The following is a 20,246-nucleotide window of genomic DNA, read 5'->3' as shown; positions in this document are numbered from 1 at the left end:
GGCTGCGCCGAACGGCGCGGCCGACCGGCCCTACCAACGAAGGGTGCGGCGGCTCAGTCGAGGCTGGCGAGGTGGGCGGTGTCGTTGACAGTGCGCACGGCCACGCCGCCGTCTGGCCACATGTCGAGCACCGAGATGCCGGCCGCGTCCAGGAAGAGCCGGTGCAGGAAACCGTCGCCGGCCGCGAGGGCGTCGCGCAGCATCAGCTTGATCGGCGAGACGTGCGAGACGACCACCACGGTCTCACCGGGGTACGCGGTGAGCAGCCCGCTGATGACCCGGTGCGCGCGTTCGGCGACCTGGGTGAACGACTCCCCACCCGGCGGCGCGATCCGGGGTGAGGCGAGCCAGGCGTCCATCTCCCCCGGCCACTGCTGGCGCACCTCGGCGAAGGTGCGCCCCTCCCACTGGCCGAAGTCGCACTCGATCAGGTCGTCCTCGGTGCGGACCGGCACGTCACCGAGCGCCCCGGCGATCGACGCCGCGGTGGCCGTACACCGGGACAGCGGTGAGCTGAGCACGGCCGCGACGGCCGGGGCCAGCTCGGCCACCCGGGCGGCCGTCGCCTGCACCTGGGCCCGGCCATGCTCGGAGAGCGGCACGTCGCCGCGCCCGGAGTAGCGCCGCTGCTCGGTATACGGGGTCTCGCCGTGCCGGACCAGGATCAGCCGGGTGGCGGTGAAGGTCGGCCGTGGCTCCCAGGAGGCCGGCGCGGTCGCCGGGTCGCTGCCGACGATCGGGGCGGCGGGCGTCGTCGAGGGCTGGCCGGCGGCCGGCGTCGTCTCGGGACGGCCGGGGGCCGCAGTCGCCGACGGACGACCCGCGGCGGCGTCCATGGCGGCGTTGGCGAGGGCGTCGGCGTGCCGGTTCTGCTCGCGCGGAATCCAGCTGAACCGGACCGCGCTGAACCGGCCCACCAGCGCGGCGGCCTGGGCGGCGAGGGGCCGCAGGCCGGGGTGCTTGATCTGCCACCGGCCGCACATCTGCTCGACCACCAGCTTGGAGTCCATCCGGACGTCCACCTCGGCGGCGCCCAGCTCGGCGGCGGCGGTCAACCCGGCGATGAGGCCCTGGTACTCGGCGACGTTGTTGGTGGCCGTGCCGAGCGACTCGGAGCGCTCGGCGAGCACCTCGCCGGTCTCCGGGTCGCGGACCACCGCGCCGTACCCGGCGGGGCCGGGGTTTCCCCGGGACCCACCGTCGGCCTCCATGGAGACCACGCGCGGCGCCACGACCTACAGGCCCGACTCGTTGGTGCGGACCATGATCCGTCGGCAGTCCTCGCAGCGGACCACGTCGTCGGGGGCGGCCTTGCGGATCCGGGCCAGGTCGGCGCCGGACAGGTCCAGGCGGCACCCGCCGCAGCGGCCCCCGGTGAGCAGCGCGGCACCCAGCCCGGTGTCCTCGCGGATCTTGTCGTAGAGGTTGACCAGGTCGCTGGGAAGGTCGGCGGCGAGCGGCTGACGGGCGCCCCGCTTGAACTCCTCCTCCTTGGCGATCTCGGCCAGCGCTTCGTCGCGGCGCTGCTCGGTCGCGGCCCGCTTGTCCCGGGTCTCGGCCAGCCGCTGCTCCACACCGTCCAGTACGCCCTGCGCGGTCTCCCGCTGCTCCATCAGCTCCAGCTCGGCGTCCTCCAGGTCGCCCTGGCGGCGCTTGAGCGAGACCAGCTCGTGCTGGAGCGCCTCCAGCTCACGGGCCGGGCCGGTGCCGGCGGCAAGCCGGTTCTCGTCCTTCTCCTTGCGGGCCCGGACCTGCTCGACGTCCTTCTCCAACCGGGCGATGTCCCGGTCCAGGTCGTCCACCGCCACCTGGGCGCGGACCCGCTCGTCCTCCATCGACGACAGCTCCCGGGCCAGCGACTCCAGCTCGGCCCGCTCGGGCAGCGACCGCCGGCGGTGGGCGAGCTGGGCGAGGTTGGTGTCGATCGCCTGGAGGTCGAGCAGGCGGCGCTGCACCTGAGGGTCAGCCTTCACGGTCGGGCTCCTTGTCGTCCACAGCGGGTGCGGCGGCGTGCACGGTCCACGGGTCGGTGTCCAGGTCGGACACCAGCGTCTCGACGTCCAGCGCCTCCCGGAGGAAGGCGGCCAGGTCGTCCAGCCACGGTCGTTCGGTCGCCCAGTGGGCGGCGTCGATCAGGGCGGGACCATCGGCGGCGAGGTGCTCGCCGGCCGGGTGGTGCCGCAGGTCGGCGGTGAGGAACGCGTCCACCCCGGCGGCGGTCGCGGCGCCGAGGAAGCTGTCCCCCGACCCGCCGCTGACGGCGAGGGTACGAACCATACGCCCGGGATCCCCCGCCGCGCGAACTCCCCAGGACGTGACGGGGAGCACCGCTGCCGCGTGCCGGGTCAGCTCGGCGAGGGTCATCGGCTGAGGCAGCTCGCCGATGCGGCCGAACCCTCGGTCGTCGCCGTGGGCGGGCGAGCCGGGCGCGGGCCGTTGAAGTGGGCGCAGACCGGTGAGCCCGAAGCGGGCGGCGAGGGCGTCGGAGACGCCCGGGGAGGCCACGTCGGCGTTGGTGTGCGCCGCGTAGAGCGCCATCCCGGCCCTGATCAACTGGTGGATGATCCGCCCCTTGAAGGTCGTCGCGGCGACCGAGGACACCCCGCGCAGCAGCAGCGGGTGATGCGAAACGATCATGTCCGCGTCGGCGGCGAGGGCTTCGTCGACCGTCTCGGGCACCACGTCGACCACGCAGAGCACCCGGCGGACCGGGGCGGCCGGCTCACCGAGCACCAGGCCCACCCGGTCCCACTCTTCCGCCCAGACCGGCGGAAAGCGCCGTTCCAGCGCGGCCACCACGTCGCTGACTGTGGGGGCGGATCGGCTTGTGCTCACGGCGGGCCAGCTTACCGGCGTCGGGGCCGCCGGGCGGTGACACCCGGCCCGGCCGCATCGGGTGGAAGATCTGCCGGACGCGCTAGGCGGCGGTCCAGGAGACGGTCTGCAACGCGGCCAGCGGCATCGCCCAGGGGAAGGCATGCGTGTGCTGTTCCCCCGTTCCGGGCGGATGCAGAGCGATCACATCGTCGCCGAAGAGCACCGTGACGCCCCACTCGGCCAACCGGGCCACCCCGGCACGGAACGCCGGGTGGCAGGCCATCGCCGCGTTGGTGTACGGCACCGCCACGATGGGGACGCCCTTGCCCTGGGCCTCGACCAACAGCCCGAGCGCCAACGTGTCGGTGATCCCGGCCGCCCACTTGTTGACCGTGTTGACGGTGGCCGGGCAGACGATCATGGCGTCGGCGGGCGGAAGCACGTCCGGGTCACCGGGGTTCTTGTAGTGCGTCCGCACCGGGTGGCCGGTCTGCCGAATCAGGGCCGACTGGTCGACGAACTTCGCGCCGTCCGGCGTGGTGATCACGCAGACGTCCCAACCGTCCTGTTGGGCGAGGTCGACCAGACGACCGACGTGCCGGGCCAGCGGCGAACCGCAGGCGATGACGTAGAGCACCTCGCGGTGCCCGCTGTTGTGCGCTGCACCGGCCATCAGACCGGCTCCGCGCTCATACCCCTACTCCCATGTGCTCAGCCAACTCCGCTACCGGAGAAGGCGGCGCACCACGTGTGCGACGGAGGATGTCGGACATCACCTCGTGCGCGATCGGCCGGCAGCGGATCTCCGACGGGGCGAGCCGATCACCGAGCAGCAGCATCTCGCCGGCGTTCGCCACGTCACCTATCTGGGCGTACCCGCGGGCGATGTCGAGCAGGTGGTGGGCGCGGCGCTCGGGCAGCAGCGCGTTGAAGGCGGGCTCCGCGATGCGCAGCTGGTGCACCTCCACGGCCCGCCCCCCGTCGCCCAGCTCCACCGCGGCGGCGGCCCGGTGCAGCTCGACGTTGGTGGGGCCGAACGACGTCCAGTAGTGGTTGTGGTCGCCGCCGAGCAGGGTGGCGGCCTCCTGCGCGCAGTTGATCAGGTCGTCGACGCTGGCCGAGTCACCGATGCGGGACGCGGCCATGGCCCCCTGGAGCAGCAGCATCCCGTAGACGGAGAGGCGGGCCGGCGAGACCGCGTTGCTCCCACCCGGTGCCAGCCGGTTGGCGATCTGGACGTTCAGCTCCAGCGCTGGGCGGGCCCGCCCCATGGCGACCAGGGCGTTGCACACCCGAGTGGTCGCGATCCCGGCGAGCAGCGGGTCGTCGGCCCGCTGGGCCACCGCCATCGACCGGTCGGCGGCCAACCAGGCGAGCTCGCACTCGCCGAGCTTGCGCAGCACCGAGGAGGCGATCTGGTAGACCTGGCCGAGCAGGTGGGCCGCCTCGGCGGCCTGCTCACCGCCGTAGGCGGCGTCGGCCGCCTGGGCGTCGCGCAGCAGCTTCGGCAGCGCCCGGGTGAGCATCCCGTAGCGGCCGTACTGGTAGGTGAGCCAGGCGTGGTTGACGGCCTTGCGCATGTCGTCCATCGGCGGCGGGTACGGCGCCGCGTCGAAGTACGCGCTCATCGAGTCGTAGCGTTCCAGCGCCGCCCGGATCTCCTGCACCTCGACCTGGTCGATGCAGTTGAGGGCGTCGGCGCGCCGCTCCGGGTCCTTGCCCATCAGCAGCTGGACGTCCATCTGGAGGATGTCGGCGATCTCGTAGAGGACGGAGAACTTGTCCAACCGTCGGACGCCGCGTTCGACCTTGTCCACCCAGCTCTTGGACTTGCCCAGCCGGTCCGCGAAGACCTGCTGCGACATCTTGCGTCGCCCCCGCCAGTAGGCCACTCGCCGTCCTATGGGTAGCTCGTCCATCTCCCCATCCTCCCCTGCCACCGACGACCAATCGAGTCGGGGCGATGTCCGCGGGTGCGGCGACTTGCCGTTCATCTTCAGGTTTTGCCTGGTCGCACAGGATGTACGTCAGCCGTACAGCCAGTCCTCGTACTTTTCGTGCAAGTTGCACGAGCCGTTCGTCAACCTCAACGATCGTGGGTTACGGCAGTGACGGTGCTCTACATGCGACCTGGCGAACGCCGGGCCCGACGAGAGGAGTTGGCACACATGTGGGGGAATGTCGTACCGCGCGTTGCCGAACTGTCGCCGCTGGAGCGGGTCCGGCTGCGCCGGGTCGCCATCCGGTACGCCGTACACGGCTGGGACGTCACCCCGGGTGCCTGTCTGGCCCGCAGCCGCTTCGTCTGCGGCCGGGCCGGCTGCCCCACGGTGGGCTGCCACCCCGCCCTGGAGAACTGGGAGCTGGCCGCCAGCGCCGACCCGGCCCGGGTGGCGACCTGGTGGCGGAGCCGACCACACGGGGTGCTGCTGCCCACCGGCCGGGCCTTCGACGTGCTGGAGGTGCCCGCCCACCTCGGCCGGCACGTGCTCGACGCCGTTCAGATCCACCCGGCCGGCACCGGCGTACGCGGACCGGTGCTGGTCACGCCCACCGGGCGGTGGATGTTCCTGGTCCGCCCCGGCGATCCGCTGCGGCCGGAGTTGGAGCACTGCTTCCACGTGGTCCGGCACGGGCTGGGCTCGTGGATCCCCGCGCCGCCCACCCGGCTGCCGGAGGGCACGGTCCGCTGGGCGGTCGCCCCGGAGCAGGCGCGCTGGCAGCTTCCGGATTCGTACCTCGTGCAGAACACGTTGATCGGTGCGCTGCGCGCCGCCGGGGTGACGCTCGCCCCCGACCTGCTCCCCGGTCACCTGCCGCTGCCCCGACGAGGCATGTGAAACCGGCCCGGTCGACGATTCGATCCGGTGCCCGACAGCGTCGCCGAGGCGTCGGTCCTCGTTGACAGGGGGACGGTGCGAACGCGCGCCACGAACGGGGGAACGATGTCCACCAACGACAGAGCGCCTCACCCCGGCGGCACCGAGCCGCCCCGGCGCAGCCACCCGGGGCGCCGCTGGGCCGGCACCCGACCGGCCGGGTCCCGCCCCGGCCGCCCACGCCCCACCGGCTCCCGCCCAGCCGGCACCCACCGTCCTCTCCGCTAGTCGGTCAGCGGGAGGTCGACGGAGTGGTACTGGCGGGCGTTGTCGGTTATCACCGCGTGGGTGTGGTCGTCCAGGCGGGCCAGCCAGTTGAGGCCGGGGGTGCCCATGGCGAGGGCGGCGGTGGCGTACGCGTCGGCCAACCCGAGGTCGGTGCCGACCACAGTCACCGAGCGCAGCCCACTGGCCGGTGCGCCTCGGCGAGGGTCCAGCACGTGCCGGCCCCGCTCGTACACGCCGGACGTGGCCACGGCCAGGTCGGTCCCGCTGAGCACCAGGCAGGCCGCCATCGCGTCCCACGGGTGCCGGATGCCGATGCGCCACGGCTCACCGGACGGCGACAGACCTCGCACCCGTACGTCGCCGCCGGCGTTCACGCAGTGGTTGACGGCACCGGCGGCGACGAGGCGGTCCGAGGCGACCTGGGCGGCCCAGCCCTTGACGAAGCCGGACGGGTCGAGCCGACCGGTGGCGTACGCGTCGAAGAACCCGTCGGTGGCGCCCCACAGGTCGGCGCAGGTCTCCAGCACGTACCGCAGGTCCGCGGACGCCTCGGAGAGCAGCACCTCACCCCGGTCGAAGCGGCACACCTCGCTGTCCGGCTTGTAGGTGCTGAACCGCGCGTCCACCTCGCGCATCCAGGCGAAGACGTCGTCGGCCAGCTCGCGCAGGGTCGCCGGTGGCAGGTCGTCGGCGAGGTCCAGGGTGATCGCCGTACCCATGATCTGTTCGACCCGGCACAGCCCGGGTCGGGTCAGCGTGGCCCGCACGTCAGAATGCCTGCTCGATGGCGGACCGCAGCGACTGCTTGTAGGAGTTGCTGGTCTCGGTGGCCCCGGAGACGGTGTTGAGGTTGGCGTTCTGCTTCTGCACCACCTCGCCGCCCCTGCCGTCGTAGCTGTCGCGGACGTCGCCGCTGTGGATGTCGGATTCACCCCCGCTGGGCAGCGACAGCGCGACGGCCTCGACGATCCGGTTACCCGAGACGACGATCTGCACCTGCACGTACCCGTACTCGTTGTCGAAGCCGTTGCCGGTGACCCGGCGGGTGGTCGACTGGGGTGCCTTGGTGGTGGTCCGGGGTGCGGCCTTCGTGGTGGTCCGGGTGCCGGACGGACGGGCGGTGCTCTTGGTGGGTTTGGGCGACGTGGGCGCGTCGGCTGTCACCGATGGCTTCGGTGCCACGCCCGACGGGTCGGCGCTCGGCTCGACATCCTGCGGGGTGGGGTTGACCGGCTGGGCGGTGGGCAGGTTCTGGGCGACCTGGCTGGTGCCCGGCGAGCCCTTGAACACCACCAGCGCGGTGGTGCTGGCGGCCAGGCCGGTGATCGCGAGGAGCGCGCGACGCATGGGGATGCCCTTCCTACAGCTCGAACGTGGCCAGGTGGATCTGCCGTCGGGGCACGCCGGCCCGCCGCAGCGCACGCACCGACTGTTCCACCAGACCGGGCGGCCCGCACAGGTAGACGTCGCGCCGGGCCACGTCGGGCACCAGTTGCCGCAGCCCGTCGGGGCTCATCAGTTGGCGGGGGCCGGGGTCGTCGCGGGAGCCGATGACGTACCAGACGGAGGTGTCGCGTTCCTGGGCCAGCCAGTCCAACTCGCGGCTGAGCAGCACGTCGGCCGGTGTGCGGGCCCGGTAGATCAGCGCGGCGCCCGGCGGCAACTCCTCCAGCATCGCCCGGATCGGTGTGATGCCGCTGCCGCCGGCGATCAGCAGCGCCCGCTCGCGGAGCCGGTGCGCGGCGGTGAAGGTCCCCGACGGGCCTTCGGCCCAGACCCGGGTGCCCGGCTCCAGGTCGCGCAGGTCGGCGGTGTGGGTGCCGACCACCTTGACGGTGACCCGCAGCCAGCGCCCGTTGGCGGCGGCGGAGACGGAGAACGGGTGCGACTGCCACCAGCAGCCCCGGGTGAGGAACCGCCAGCGGAAGTGTTGGCCGCCGAGCATCGCCAGCCGGCCGAGCCGCTCCCCGGTGAGGTAGATGGAGATGGTGTCCGGGCTCTCGGCCACCACGTCGGCGACCCGCAGCTTGTAGCGCAGGTTGAACGCCACCGGGGCGATCACGCGGCCCCAGAGCAGGGCGGCGATCACCAGCAGGTAGAGCGCGATCCAGCCGGTGCGCACCGGGCCGGGCTTGTACAGCTGCGCGCCGTGGGTGAACTGGTGGCCGAAGCCGAGCAGCAGGATCAGGTAGCTGGACAGGTGCAGCAGGTGCCACAGCTCGTAGGGCAGTGCTCGCCGGATCGCCCGGATGCTGCTGAACCCGACAAGCATCATGATGCCGGTGGCGACGAACGCCGAGAGCATGTCCTCGTAGTCGCCGAGCAACGTGCCGACCTCGGCGAGGATCGACTGGTTACGCAGGTCGGCGTAGCCGACCAGGATCAGCGACATGTGTGCCAGCACGGTGACCAGCAGGGTGGCGCCGATGTCCCGGTGCCAGCGGGCCATGTGCTCGCCGCCGATCCACCGTTCCAGCACCGGCAGTCGGCTCATCATCAGCACCTGCACCAGCAGCAGGTAGCCGGCGATCAGGCCGGTGATCCGGCCGGCCGCGGTGACGGTGGCCGCGGTGCTGCGCAGCGATCCGGCGGGGGTGCCCAACCACCACGGCAGCACGCTGGCGAGCAGGCCGACCAGGAGCAGTACGCCGAGCAGCCGTCGGCCGCCGGGTCCGCGCCGGTCCGGGATCTGCGGGGGTACGGGCGCAGCCGACCGGCCGCCATACCGGGACGAGGTCCCGGTACGACGGCCGGCGGCGTGGGTGTGCGAATGCGTCACGCGTACAGCTTCATCGGGGCGTACTTCTGGCGGGGGAAGACCTTGTCGACCTCCGCGTTGGTGAGCCCGAACCGGCCCTGCGCCACCGCGCCGTAGACGTTGAACATGTTGTTGTACTCCGGCACGTCGCCGGAGTCCAGCTTGTCCAGGCCGTTCCACGTGCCGAGCAGCGAACCGGCCAGCTTCTTGCCGGAGAGAACGGTGACCACCCCGCCGTGCCCGTGGTCGGTGCCGCCGCCGTTGGAGCCGACCCGACGGCCGAACTCGCTGGACACCATGATCGTCACGTCGGCGGCCTTCGGGCCGAGGTCGGTGAAGAAGGCCGCCATGGCGCTGGCCAGCTCGTTCAACCGGCGGTACAGCTGGCCGCCCTCGCGGGTGCCCTGGTTCTCGTGGGTGTCGTAGCCGCCCATGCCGACAGTGGCGACCCGCACGTTGGCGCCGCCCTTGATCAGCTGGGCGAGTTGCTGGAACGCCCGGCCGACACCCTCGTACGTGACGCCCTCAGCGGGCTGGTACGGCTTGGCGGCGAGCTTCTGCGCGGTGGCCAGGGCGCCCATGCCCTCCTGCACGGCCTCCTCGACCGGGTGGTTGATCCCGGTGAAGAGCCCCTTGATCGCCTTCTCGGTGGCGGCCCGGAACCGCTCGTCACCGTTGAGGCGCAGCGAGCCCACGCTGTTCAGCGAGATGGCGCCGTTGTTGCCGACCAGCGAGCGGGGCAGCGTGCTGCCGACGCCGACGCTGCGGAACGCGGTGCCCTTGCCCAGGTTGTCGACCAGACCGTCGAGCCAACCCCGGCCGCCGGTCTCGTTGGGCAGCCCGCCCAGGTTGCAGGCGTCCGCGGCCTGGAAGTGGCTGCGGGACAGCCGCTCGTCGGAGACCGCCGGGATGAAGCCCAGCTGACCGGCCGTGAGCCACTTCTCCAACGGCTTGAACGCGCCGGTCAGCTTGAAGCCGCGGCCCAGGGCCAGCGAGTCGTTGCCGAGCAGCAGGTCGGGCCGGGCCTTGTTGAGCACCGCGTCGTTGTCCGGCGCGATCAGGCTCAGGCCGTCCAGCCCGCCGTAGAGGAAGACGTGGATCAGGGTGCCGGTCTTGGTCGCCGCGAACGACGCCGAGGTGGTGACGAACTGGGCGGTGGCCAGCGCGGTGGCGGTGGCCGCGGCACCGGCGACGAAGGTCCGCCGGGTCACGCCGCGACCGTCCTGCTGGGCCTCCTCCAGGTTCTCCAGGGTGCGGTACCTGTCGAACTCGGCGGCGTTCTCGGCGGCGACGATGTCCGCCTCGGCGCGCAGCAACGCCTCGGCCGGGTTGTCGGCCAGCCGTCGCACGTCGGGGCATTCGGGGTGCAGGGGGAAAGAGTTGTACACAGTCTTCTCCATCGGGTGCCTCACCGGAGGTGGTGCTGGGGGGAAGCGAGGATCGCCCGCGCGACGGCGGTGATGGCCCCGTTGAACGTGGCGTCGACCTTGGTGGTCGTCGCCACACCGGCCACGCCGAGGATGAGGTTCTTCTCCCGCGTGCTCAGCTTCTGGCCCACCAGCCGCAGGGAGAGCGCGTCCACGTACGCCCCGGCCGTCGCCGGCGGCTTGGCGACCAGCTTCTCCGGCGCCGTGTACGTGAAGGTGGTCCGGTAGCCGGCGAGGATCTCGCCCGCCTCGTTCCAGCCGTTGAGCATGGCGCCGGCCGAGGTCCAGGCGACGTAGACGTCCGGGTAGCCGTCCGGGGTGGGCTGACCCATCGGGTACTGGCCCAGCTCGCGCATCTTGTCGTGGATCTGGCGCAGCCCTCGGGCGTACGCGGTGCGCTTGCTGTCACCGTTGTTGTGCTTCGGCGACGCCTCCGGCGAGACACCCAGGGTGCGGTACGTGGCGACCAGGTACTCCATCGGCCGGCGCACCTTCTGGCCCACACCGGCCCAGAACTCCGAGGAGCAGAACAGCGTCATCAGGACCGGCTTGATCATGCCCTTGTTGGCGGTGTACGTCTTGGCCAGCCGGTCCACCAGGGACTTCGGCGGGGTGTCCGAGACGAACCGGGTGGCCAGGCTCTGCGCCACGTACTTCGCGGTCGACGGGTGCGTCGCGATGTAGGTGATGTACGCGTCGATCGCCGCTTCGGCCTTCTTCGGGTCGGCCGAGTTGTTCGGGTGGGTGAAGCCGAGGATCTTCACCTTGCCGACGTAGTGCTGCTCGGGGCGGAAGACGTACTTGCCGTCCTGGACGCCGCGGCCGGTCTGGAGCATGGCGGCCTGGCGGACGTCCGGCTCCTTGTAGCCACCGTCGACGCCGACCGAGTAGAGCTCGAGGTTCTCCCGGGCGAGGTTCTCGTTGATCGCGTCCTTGCGGGAGTCCTTCTGGTTCAGGTAGATCAGCAGCGCCGGGTGCTTGTTCGCGGCCACCAGCATCTCGGGGTAGCTGCCCAGCGCGTGCTTGCGCACGACGTCCTGGTCGAACGAGTTGCGGTACACCTCGCCGCCGTCGAAGTCAGCGGCGACGTGCAGGAAGTCGTTCCAGAAGTCGACCATCACCTCGAACAGCTGGCGCTTGGACCAGATCTGCCGGGCGATGGTGGCGTCGACCATCTCCCGCTCCGGCTGGGCGTCCTGATCGTTGAGCTTGTCCCGCTGGTCGCGCAGCTGCTGCACGGAGAGCTTCTGGGTCGGCAGCTCGGCGAGCTTCAGCTCGCCCTTGCTCGGCTCCAACTTCTCCGGGTCCAGCTGGCCGCGGATCCAGGCGTCCATGCCATCGCGCTTGATGTCGGCGATCACCGCGGGCGTCACGCCGAAGGTGGTGCGCCGGGCCAGGTGCAGGATCGGGTCCTTGGCCAGCACCGTCTTCACGGTCACCTTGGTCGCCGCCGCGGCCGCTGCCGGGCCGGAGAAGGTCCGCCCACCGGCCGGCGCGTTCTTCTTCAGCGCCTCACCGGCCCGGGAACCCATGTAGCTTTCGTTCTGCTCGGTATAGGTACGCACCGTGCTGGGCTGCTGGCCGCTGGGCCGCGCCGCGGTGCCGTCGGTCAGCGTGCTGCCGGTCGCGTCGCCGGCCGCCTCGTCGCCGAAGAGGCCACGGATCTGCGGGGTCATGGCGAGCGCCGCGCCACCGGCGACGACGGCGGCGGTGCCGCCAAGGGCCACCATCGCCTTACGTCGGCCGACCTTGCGACCCGGCTCGTCGTCATCGTCGAGGGTGGGCAGTCCGGTGCCGGCAGGTCGTGCCGGGGCCGGACGGCCAAGGCCTTCCGGGCCGACCCACTGCGGACCGCGCGGGGCGGGCGCGGGCTGCCCGGCGTACTGCTCACGCGGGTCGGTCTGCTCGGCGTAGCCGCCCTGGTAGGGGTGGGGCGAATCGTAGCCGTACGGCGCGGGCGTGTGGGGGTCGCCGTAGCCGTCAGCGCTGGGGTGCTGATGTCCGTCCCAACCGCGGTCGTCCCGCGGTCGACGTGGTGGCACATTCTGGTCGGCCATGTACCAATCCCGATTTCTGATGAGCGCCGGAAGCTGCTACCGGGCAGGTGCGGCAGGTGCGGCGACTGTTGCCTGAGGGGGTTGCTACGGCAAAGTAACCAAGGCCCCATGACCCTTCAAGGTGGCCGGAACCCATTCATGAGGGCACTTAAGACAGCGTTCAGTGCGACCTCGGCGACGGACGGTGCGGCGGTCCGGCCGGCCGACCTTCCCAGCAGGGCCTACGCGTGGCAGCCGAGCACGGATCGGACCACGCCGTCGTAGCCGACACTTTCGGCGCGGTTCGCCACCAAAGGCAAACTTAAGGTTCAGGTAAGCCGGACGTGAAGCGCGCTCGCGTGGAGGAAAAGCAGCAGCGTGCGAGCGTGATCCGCCACCGCAGCGGGTATGCCGCCGAACCGCTGAACGCGTGAGGGGAAGGCAGCGCCATGCTCAGCAAAGAGGATCAGCGCAGATTCGACCAGATCACCCGTCAGCTCCGGGAAAGTGACCCGGCCTTCTTCAACCGGCTGGACCACCGGGCCCGAGCCCGCAGGGGCCGCTACCTGATGTTGTTGACCATCGTGCTGTGGGCGTCGCTGCCGGCGATAGCCGTGTTCGCCGGTCGACTCACCGGCGCGATCTGCGCGGTGGTGCTGGTGGCCAATGCCGCGATCATGTGGCGGTTCCGCCGCCGCTGGACGTGACTGCTCAACCGCTCGACGGGACGGCTCAACCGGTGGACGTGACAGCTCACCTGTCGGCCGGACCGAACGCCCGGTACGCGCGGCGCAACCGTTCGAGCAGTCCCGGCCCACCGATGGCCGGGGCCGGCGCTCCGAGCTGGCGCAGCAGCAGGTCGGTGCCGGTCACCAGTCGGGGCGGCCGATCCGGCAGCGGCACCGGCGCTGACCAGAACCGGTCCGCCGTATCCGCCAACGGCGTCGCCGACAGCCCGGCGAGCGCCCGGGCGGCACCGACCGGTGCCACGGCCTCCACTGTCGACACCGCACCGTCCGATTCGGACGGTGGGTCGACCGGTGGGGGCGGTGGGGTGGCACCGGTGGTCGCGGCCCGCCGGGCGCGAAGTTCGTCGAGCAACTCCGCCCGGGACCGACCGCGCCAGTGCAGCAACTCGAACGGGTCCGCGTCGAACGCCTCGGCCAACAGGTAGAACGTCGCCGCGAGGTGTTTGCACGGCACCGCGAAGTCGGGGCAGTTGCAGCGCTGGGTCAACTCGCCCACGGCGGCCGGGAAGAGCGGCGCGCCGGCGGCGGCGAACAGCTCCTCCAACTCGTCGGGGAGGTCCCCGGCGAGCAGCCGGGCGCTGAAGAACGCCTGCCCGGCCAGCTCGTCCTCGATTCGGGACCAGAGCGCCGCCGGGAACGGCTTCAGCGCGATCGACACCTGGTACGGCTGCGGCCGTGAGCCCTGCACCACCGCGTCGACCCGGCCGGGTGTGATGTCGAGCGTGAGCACCTGACCGGCCCGCGCGTAGGACCGGCCCCGGGTCAGCCGGGTGCCGAGCGCGAACGACTCCAGCACCTCCAGGAAACGCCGCGACCACCAGGACCTGCCGATCGCGCCCCGGGTACTACGCGCCCGCAGACCCCCGTCGACCCGACGCGGGCGCCCGTAGTCGGCGAAGTCCGTCACTCCACCACCGCGCCGGCTTCCAGGGCGAACAGGTCCCGCAACTGGCCGGTGGACAACTCGGTGATCCACTGCTCGCCGGTGCCGACCACCCGCTCGGCGAGGCTGCGCTTGTCGGCGATCAGCGCGGCCACCTTCTCCTCGACGGTGCCGGCGCACACGAACTTGCGCACCTGCACCCGTCGGCGCTGCCCGATCCGGAACGCCCGGTCGGTGGCCTGGTCCTCGACCGCCGGGTTCCACCACCGGTCCACATGCACCACGTGGTTCGCGGCGGTCAGGGTCAGCCCCGTGCCGCCGGCCTTGAGAGAGAGGACGAACAGCGGCGGACCCTCCGCCGACTGGAAACGCTGCACCAGGGCGTCCCGCTCGGCCTTTCCGAGGCCACCGTGCAGGAACAGCACCTCCCGGCCGAACCGCGCCGACAGGTGACCCCGCAACATCGCACCGAACTCGGCGTACTGGGTGAAGAGCAGCGCCCGCTCCCCCGCCGCCAGCACCTCCTCCAGGATCTCGGTGAGCCGAGCCAGCTTGCCGGAGCGGCCCTCCAGCGGTGAGCCGTCGCGCAGCAGTTGGGCGGGGTGGTTGCAGACCTGCTTGAGGCGGGTCATGGTGGCCAGCACCAGGCCGCGTCGTTCGATGCCGTCGCTGGTCTCGATCCGGGCGAGCATGTCGTCGACCACCACCCGGTACAGCGCGGCCTGCTCCGCGGTGAGGTTGCAGAGCACCTCCATCTCCAGCTTCTCCGGCAGGTCGGAGATGATCGACGAGTCGGTCTTGAGCCGGCGCAACACGAACGGGCCGGTGATCCGGCGGAGCCGCTCGGCGGCCTCGGCGTCACCGTGCCGCTCGATCGGCTCGGCGAACCGTTTGCGGAACGTCGCCGCCGGCCCGAGCAGACCCGGGTTGGCGAACTGCATGATCGACCAGAGGTCGGCGAGGCGGTTCTCCACCGGCGTACCGGTCACCGCCACCCGCTGCCGGGCGGGCAGCGCGCGAACCGCCTCGGCCTGCCGGGTCGACGCGTTCTTGATCGCCTGCGCCTCGTCCACCACGACCCGGTGCCAGTCGATGCCGGCCAGGTCGGCGGCGTCGCGAGCGGCAACCGAGTAGGTGGTGAGGACCAGGTCCGCGCCGTGCGCGGCCGCGGTGAACTCCGCCCCCCGCGCCCGCTCGGCACCGTGGTGTACGTGTACCCGCAGCTCCGGGGTGAACCGGGCCGCCTCCCGCTGCCAGTTGCCGACCAGCGACATCGGACAGACCAGCAGGGTCGGCCCGGCCTCCGGTGGGTCCCCGGCGAGCAGCGCGAGCAGTTGCACCGTCTTGCCCAGCCCCATGTCGTCGGCGAGCACACCGCCCAGGCCCAGTGAGCGCAGGAAGGCCAGCCAGGCCAGTCCCCGCTGCTGGTACGGCCGCAGCGTCCCCCGGAAGCCCGGTGGCGGGTCCAGCGGGGTGAGCCGCCGCTCGACCGCGCCGGCGAGCAGGTCGCCCAGCGCCCCGTCGGCGGTCACCTCCAACACCGGCAGCTCGCCGGTGGCCTCGCCGTCGGCCAGCCCGAGGCGGAGCAGGTCGGCGACGGTCAGCTCGCCCGCGGAGCGGAGCAGGCGCAGCCCGGCCGCGAGCCGCCCCGGGTCCAGCTCCACCCACCGGCCGCGGAGCCGTACCAACGGGGTCTTCGTCTCGGCCAACGCCGCCAACTCCTCGGCGGACAGCGGCTGGTCACCGAGCGCGATTTCCCAGCGGTAGTCGACCAGGGCGTCCAGACCGACACCGGCATCGGCGCCACCCACCGTGCCCGGCGCGGTGCGGCTGCGCGCTCGCAACCGGGCGCCCAGTCGTGCCGACGGACGCTGCCACCAGGAGGGCAGCAGCACCCCGAAACCGGCCGCGTGCAGCACCGGGGCGCCCGCACTGAGGAACCGGTGCGCCCCCTCGACGTCGAGGTCCATCGCCTCCGGGGCGGCGGTACGCAGCGCGGCGTCCAGATCCGGCCAGAGCCGACTGGCCCGGCCCAGCTCGGCGAGGAGCGTCTCCTGCGGGCTGGTCGTCCGGCCGACCAGGCCGCCGAGGGTCTGCGGCGCTCGCCAGATCTCCCCGGCGTCGACGTGCAGGCCGGGTTCGTCCGCGGCCTGCAACCCGAACTCCAACCGCCAGCGCCCGGCACCGATCGACCCGACCGGCACCGGCACGGGTGCGTCGTCGGCGGGCACCGGCACGGGCGCGTCGTCGGCGGGCACGGGCGCGCCGTCGGCGGGTAGCGCCCGGGTGGCCAGGATCGGTTCGGTGACCTCGTCGGGGGCTGGTTCCACCAGGCGGAAACTGGCCCGCACCGGGCCACCGGCGGCGTCGCGCTGCCAGGCGTCCAGTTCGGCGGAGAGGGTGGCCAGCCCGGCCGGGTCGATGGTGAAGTCCCGCTGCGGGCCGGCGAGCGCGGCCAGCCAGGCCGGCGCCGGGCCACCCGGGCGCAGCCCTCGGGCCAGCGTCGTGGTCGCCAGCGCAGCCCGTGCGGCAGCGTCGGTCAACGCATCCAGCGCATCCGCGACCAGGGCGGCAGCGGTCAGCTCAGGCCCGCCCGAACCGACGGTCGCCGCAGCGGAGGCGGCGGCGCTCCCGGTGGACCCCTGAGCAGCGGCGGCGCTGGGCGGCAGGACGGCGGTGGACGGCAACGCGGCGGTGGCGGGCGGCAGGACGGCGGCTCGGGCAGCGGGTGGCAGGGCCAGCGCCAGCGAGCGCGCCCAGGCGGCGTCGGTGCCGGTCAGCAGCGGACGCCAGATCGCCTGCGCTGCCGCCTGCCCAGTAGCTCCTGACGCCGCCGTCGCGCCAGCACCGGGCAGCTGGTCGCCCGTGCGCACGCCGGGGAGGACGCGGCCACGGGTCACCAGGTCGGCGGCGAAGTCGGCCAGCTCGGCGAGGTGCCGCAGGGTGGCCCCGGCCACCGCCGGGATGTCGTCCAGGGCTTGCAGCAGCGACAGGGCGTCGTCCGGGGCGTACACCAGGGTGGGGACCCGCCACCCGGCCAGGGTGAGCCGGCCGCGGGTCGCAGGTGCGACGGTGGTGCGGATCAGCTCGGGTGAGTCGGTCGGCGCGCCCGCCAGGGTGGGCAGGGTGAGCAACGCGGTGTCCGGCCGGGTCGGCTCGGCGGCGTCGGCGAGGACGGCGGCCAGGTGGGTGTGCCCGGCGGCGAAGGGGTGCGGGCGTTCCCGGGCCGGTCGGCCCGAACGCGCAGCGGGAATCGGTGCGGCGCTGTCCTCGGCCCAGACGGCGAGGCCGCCGGTCGAGCTGCCGCCGGGCAACCACAGCCCGTGGATGACCAGCACCTGCTCCCCCTAGTCGCCGCCCGCCCCCAGGATAGGCGGCCCGCCTGACCAGACGTCCGCACCCACCGGCCCACCTGCGCGATCTTGCAGTTCGTGTCGGCGTTCTACGAATGATGCACCTTTTGTCGCGACAGAAAGCGCAAGATCGCGGGGCACTGGAGGTGGGAGCGGCAACGGGCTAGCGTCGGCGTTGTGGTCGATCTGCTGGTTCTTGGCGGGCTTGGGGTGGACGTACGGGTTCGGGTGCCCGCGCTGCCGCTCCCGGCTGCCGATTCCCACACCGTCGAGCCGATCGAGCTGCGGATCGGCAACACCGGCGCCGGGGTGGCGTTGGCCGCTCGGGCGCTCGGCCTGCGCGTACTGGTGGTCGACACCCTCGGTGCGGACCCGGCCGGTGAGCTGGTCCGAGCGGCGTTGACCCGGGCCGAGGTGCCGGCGCTGCTGGCCGAGCACCCGGGCGGCACCCGCCGGTCGGTGAACCTGGTGGATCCGGGTGGGCGGCGCACGTCGCTGTACGACCCGCGCCCGTGGCAGGGTGGTCCACCGTTTCCCGCCACCGAGTTGGCCGCACTGGTCCGCGACGCCCGGCACGTCCACCTCTCGATCATGGACTGGGCGGTGCCGTTGCTGTCCGCCGTGCGAGCTGCCGTTCCGAAGGGTGTGGCGCTCTCCACCGACCTGCACGACTGGGACGGCGAGAACACCTACCATCGGCCGTTCGCGGAGGTCGTCGACCTGGTTCTGCTGAGCGGGGTGCGGTTGGGCGACCGGGCCGCGTCGCTCGCCGGCACGCTGGCACCCCGGATGGTGGTGGTGACCCGCGGCGCGGACGGCGCCGAACTGTACCCGGGCGACGGCACGGCACTGCCCGTCCCGCCCGCCGTCCCGGCAAAGCCGGTGGTGGACACCAACGGGGCGGGCGACGCCTTCGCGGCCGGCCTGATCGCCGCCCGGCTGCGCGGTGAGCCACTGGCGCGTGCCGCCCGGTACGCGGCGCGGGTTGCCGCTGCGGCCTGTACGCATGACGGGATGGAGTACCCGCCGGGCCTGTTGCCCACCGGTTGACGGCCGACGGCCTGCGCCGACCCGGGGCTCAGAGCGCGCCGGCCTCGCCGTCGGTCAACTCGCGCAAGATGTCGGCGTGGCCCGCGTGCCGGGCCGTCTCTTCGATCATGTGCACCAGAATCCAGCGCAGTGACACCTCACCGAGCTGCGGATGCGGCACCACGTGGTCGAGGTCGATGCTCGCGGCGACCGCTCGGGAACGGGCGCAGGCCCGCTCGTACGCCTCAGCGAGCCCGGCGACGGTCTCCTGGTCGCCGAGGGTGAAGCTGGCGACGGCGTCCTCCTCGGAGGTCAGGTAGACGTCGCCGGGCTCGGGGGCCAACAGGGTCGGAAACCAGTTCCGCTCGACCAGGGTCAGGTGCTTGACCAGCCCGGCGAGCGTGGTCGCCGACGGCACCAGCCGGCGGCGGGCGTCGGCGTCGGAGAGACCGCGCAGTTTGCGCAGCAACACGGCGCGGTGGAAGTCGAGGAACGAGGTCAGGACGGCGCGTTCGTCGCCGGTGCGGGCGAGCACCGGACCGAGCGTGGGATCGATCGTCTGCTCCATCCGCCGACCCTAGTTACGGGCCGGGCGCCCCGCTGCCCCGCTAACCGCTGCGGGCGGGCGCTACGCCGGGCAGGATGGGCGCATGGCTTCATCCGTGCAGATCCTTCTCGTCGGCGGCACGGCGGACGGGCAGACCATCACCGTCGAACTGGACAGCAACGGTCGTCCGCCGCTGACCCACCATCACCTCGGCTCCGGTGGGCTGGCCGACGCGCAGATCTACGAGTTGGAGACCGCCCGCGAGGAGGCCCGTGAGTGGCGCTACCGGTGGACCGGCCCGGCGGTGTGACCCCCCGCTCAGACCCGGGTGAGGGTCTGGCTTCGCAGGCTCTCCAACACGCCGCGGGTGACCTCCGAGGTGCCCCGCGCCTGATCGCACACCTCCGCCACCCGTCGTGCGGTGGCCTCGGCGCGTTGCTCCCGCTCGTCCCAGAGTCGGTCGACCTCGGCCAGCAGTGGCCCCTCGACCTCTCGCTCCACGCCGCGTAGCGCCGGCACGCCGAGCCGTTGGGCCAGGTCGAAGACCTTGCCGGCGTACGGCAGGGGCAGGAACGGCGTACCGACCATCGCCGCGAAGATCAGGAAGTGCAGGCGCATGCCGACGACCAGGTCGAAGTGGCGCATCAGCCCCAGCACCTGCTGCGGAGAGTAGGTGCCGTGCAGGATGCGACCTCGCTCGGCGGCGACCATGTGCGACAGCACCCCGTGCGAGTGCCGGATGTCGTCGCGCTCCATCGGTACGAACAGCACGTACGCGTCGATCCGGTGCACCAGGAAGTCACCGATCTGGGCCAGCAGCCGGTGGTAGCCGTCCACGTCGAGGCGTTCGGCGGCCCGGCCCGGCTCCCGCACGCTGATCCCGACGAGGCGCTTGCCGACCGGCACACCCTCCTCGGCCAGCAGGTGGGCCGGGAACTCCTCCGGTTGCAGGAGGAACGCCGGGTCCGCGGTGACCGTGATCGGGTTGAGCAGACCGGCCTCCTCCAGCACCATTCGGGACTCCTGGTCCCGGACGGTCACCTGGGTCGCGCTGGAGAGCGTTTCCCGGACCATGCCGGTGTCCACCCCGTCGCTGAGCGGCCCGACCCCCACCGCGTACGTGATCAGCGGCAGGCCGCGTTCCTGGGCCACCCGGACCACCCGCAGGTAACGGCGGGCCTCCCGGTCGTACAGGATGCCGCCGCCGCCCAGGATGAGCAGGTCGAGCTGGGCCAGGACCAGGGCCGAGTCGGTACGGCTCACGCCCTCCCAGGGCACCGCTTCGACGTCCGGGTGTGCGGCCCGGGTGTGCTCCGGGTTCCGAGAGAAGACGATGATCCGGGCGTTCGGTTCCTGCGTACGCAAATCGGTGAGCAGGCCGGTGAGGATCGCCTCGTCGCCGAGGTTTCGCCCACCGTACGAGCCCAGCACACCGATGGTCAGTCCGGCGCCGTGCGTCATCCGTCGCTCCTCCCCAGGTGCGGTCCGCGCCGGTTTCCCGCTGGGCAGGTGAACAGTCCTGCCGGGGGGACCGTCCTGG

Annotated in this window: 18 protein-coding genes; 4 read left to right on the top strand and 14 right to left on the bottom strand. The window is 72.4% G+C overall.

The window, feature by feature from the left end:
* Positions 1 to 53: 53 nt before the first annotated feature.
* From DLJ58_RS11815 to DLJ58_RS11795, 5 genes are all read right to left on the bottom strand, one after another.
* Positions 54 to 1,232, bottom strand: coding sequence for a bifunctional RNase H/acid phosphatase (locus DLJ58_RS11815; RefSeq protein ID WP_124855736.1), 1,179 nt, complete (start codon positions 1,230 to 1,232; stop codon positions 54 to 56).
* A 3-nt stretch (positions 1,233 to 1,235) separates the two neighbouring features.
* Entirely contained in the window at positions 1,236 to 1,973 is a 738-nt protein-coding gene (locus DLJ58_RS11810) for a zinc ribbon domain-containing protein (RefSeq protein ID WP_112582614.1), read from the bottom strand.
* Positions 1,963 to 2,799 carry a Nif3-like dinuclear metal center hexameric protein gene (locus DLJ58_RS11805; protein ID WP_386996028.1) on the bottom strand — a complete coding sequence of 279 codons (837 nt, stop codon included), beginning with the start codon at positions 2,797 to 2,799 and terminating at the stop codon, positions 1,963 to 1,965. Before DLJ58_RS11805 ends, DLJ58_RS11810 begins: the two co-directional genes overlap by 11 nt.
* Positions 2,800 to 2,917: 118 nt before the next feature.
* Positions 2,918 to 3,490 carry a flavoprotein gene (locus DLJ58_RS11800; protein WP_124855732.1) on the bottom strand — a complete coding sequence of 191 codons (573 nt, stop codon included), beginning with the start codon at positions 3,488 to 3,490 and terminating at the stop codon, positions 2,918 to 2,920.
* 16 nt (positions 3,491 to 3,506) lie between these two features.
* Positions 3,507 to 4,736: a helix-turn-helix domain-containing protein gene (locus tag DLJ58_RS11795; protein WP_124855730.1), complete on the bottom strand. Its 1,230-nt coding sequence runs from the start codon at positions 4,734 to 4,736 to the stop codon at positions 3,507 to 3,509.
* 240 nt (positions 4,737 to 4,976) lie between these two features.
* Here DLJ58_RS11795 and DLJ58_RS11790 point away from each other — a divergent pair, with 240 nt between their 5' ends.
* Entirely contained in the window at positions 4,977 to 5,657 is a 681-nt protein-coding gene (locus tag DLJ58_RS11790) for a bifunctional DNA primase/polymerase (protein ID WP_208741044.1), read from the top strand.
* Between the two features lie 263 nt (positions 5,658 to 5,920).
* On the opposite strand, the gene DLJ58_RS11785 is transcribed toward DLJ58_RS11790, so the two are convergent.
* Genes DLJ58_RS11785 through DLJ58_RS11765 form a run of 5 tightly spaced genes read right to left on the bottom strand, consistent with a single transcriptional unit; the run spans position 5,921 to position 12,166 of the window.
* Positions 5,921 to 6,643 (bottom strand): FAD:protein FMN transferase, encoded by a 723-nt coding sequence (locus DLJ58_RS11785; protein WP_124855814.1) that lies wholly within the window; start codon positions 6,641 to 6,643, stop codon positions 5,921 to 5,923.
* A gap of 49 nt (positions 6,644 to 6,692) precedes the next feature.
* On the bottom strand, positions 6,693 to 7,271 hold the full coding sequence (locus tag DLJ58_RS11780) for an FMN-binding protein (protein ID WP_124855728.1): 579 nt from the start codon (positions 7,269 to 7,271) through the stop codon (positions 6,693 to 6,695).
* 13 nt (positions 7,272 to 7,284) lie between these two features.
* Positions 7,285 to 8,703, bottom strand: a complete 1,419-nt coding sequence (locus DLJ58_RS11775) for a ferredoxin reductase family protein (RefSeq protein WP_124855726.1) — start codon at positions 8,701 to 8,703, stop codon at positions 7,285 to 7,287.
* Positions 8,700 to 10,082 (bottom strand): DUF1501 domain-containing protein, encoded by a 1,383-nt coding sequence (locus DLJ58_RS11770; protein WP_124855724.1) that lies wholly within the window; start codon positions 10,080 to 10,082, stop codon positions 8,700 to 8,702. The genes DLJ58_RS11775 and DLJ58_RS11770 overlap by 4 nt, the downstream gene beginning before the upstream one ends.
* Before the next feature lie 8 nt (positions 10,083 to 10,090).
* Positions 10,091 to 12,166 carry a DUF1800 domain-containing protein gene (locus tag DLJ58_RS11765; RefSeq protein ID WP_124855722.1) on the bottom strand — a complete coding sequence of 692 codons (2,076 nt, stop codon included), beginning with the start codon at positions 12,164 to 12,166 and terminating at the stop codon, positions 10,091 to 10,093.
* Between the two features lie 428 nt (positions 12,167 to 12,594).
* On the opposite strand from DLJ58_RS11765, the gene DLJ58_RS11760 reads away from it, so the two are divergent.
* Positions 12,595 to 12,852 (top strand): DUF3040 domain-containing protein, encoded by a 258-nt coding sequence (locus DLJ58_RS11760; RefSeq protein WP_091409372.1) that lies wholly within the window; start codon positions 12,595 to 12,597, stop codon positions 12,850 to 12,852.
* Between the two features lie 46 nt (positions 12,853 to 12,898).
* On the opposite strand, the gene DLJ58_RS11755 is transcribed toward DLJ58_RS11760, so the two are convergent.
* Positions 12,899 to 13,801 (bottom strand): SWIM zinc finger family protein, encoded by a 903-nt coding sequence (locus tag DLJ58_RS11755; protein ID WP_124855720.1) that lies wholly within the window; start codon positions 13,799 to 13,801, stop codon positions 12,899 to 12,901.
* Entirely contained in the window at positions 13,798 to 17,115 is a 3,318-nt protein-coding gene (locus DLJ58_RS11750; protein ID WP_124855718.1) for a DEAD/DEAH box helicase, read from the bottom strand. Before DLJ58_RS11750 ends, DLJ58_RS11755 begins: the two co-directional genes overlap by 4 nt.
* A gap of 192 nt (positions 17,116 to 17,307) precedes the next feature.
* Here DLJ58_RS11750 and DLJ58_RS11745 point away from each other — a divergent pair, with 192 nt between their 5' ends.
* Positions 17,308 to 18,180, top strand: a complete 873-nt coding sequence (locus DLJ58_RS11745; RefSeq protein WP_124855716.1) for a carbohydrate kinase family protein — start codon at positions 17,308 to 17,310, stop codon at positions 18,178 to 18,180.
* A 28-nt stretch (positions 18,181 to 18,208) separates the two neighbouring features.
* On the opposite strand, the gene DLJ58_RS11740 is transcribed toward DLJ58_RS11745, so the two are convergent.
* Positions 18,209 to 18,727: a DinB family protein gene (locus DLJ58_RS11740; protein WP_124855714.1), complete on the bottom strand. Its 519-nt coding sequence runs from the start codon at positions 18,725 to 18,727 to the stop codon at positions 18,209 to 18,211.
* A gap of 82 nt (positions 18,728 to 18,809) precedes the next feature.
* Between DLJ58_RS11740 and DLJ58_RS11735 the strand changes: the two genes are divergently transcribed.
* Positions 18,810 to 19,016: a hypothetical protein gene (locus tag DLJ58_RS11735; RefSeq protein WP_030488784.1), complete on the top strand. Its 207-nt coding sequence runs from the start codon at positions 18,810 to 18,812 to the stop codon at positions 19,014 to 19,016.
* An 8-nt stretch (positions 19,017 to 19,024) separates the two neighbouring features.
* Here DLJ58_RS11735 and DLJ58_RS11730 read toward each other — a convergent pair whose 3' ends face one another.
* On the bottom strand, positions 19,025 to 20,167 hold the full coding sequence (locus tag DLJ58_RS11730) for a polysaccharide pyruvyl transferase family protein (protein ID WP_124855712.1): 1,143 nt from the start codon (positions 20,165 to 20,167) through the stop codon (positions 19,025 to 19,027).
* Positions 20,168 to 20,246 lie beyond the last annotated feature (79 nt).

Origin of the sequence: Micromonospora arida (genome assembly GCF_003857035.1) — a bacterium.
GTDB lineage: Bacteria > Actinomycetota > Actinomycetes > Mycobacteriales > Micromonosporaceae > Micromonospora > Micromonospora arida.
Note: the sequence above shows the minus strand (reverse complement) of the source record. Positions and strands in the feature narration are given on the sequence as shown.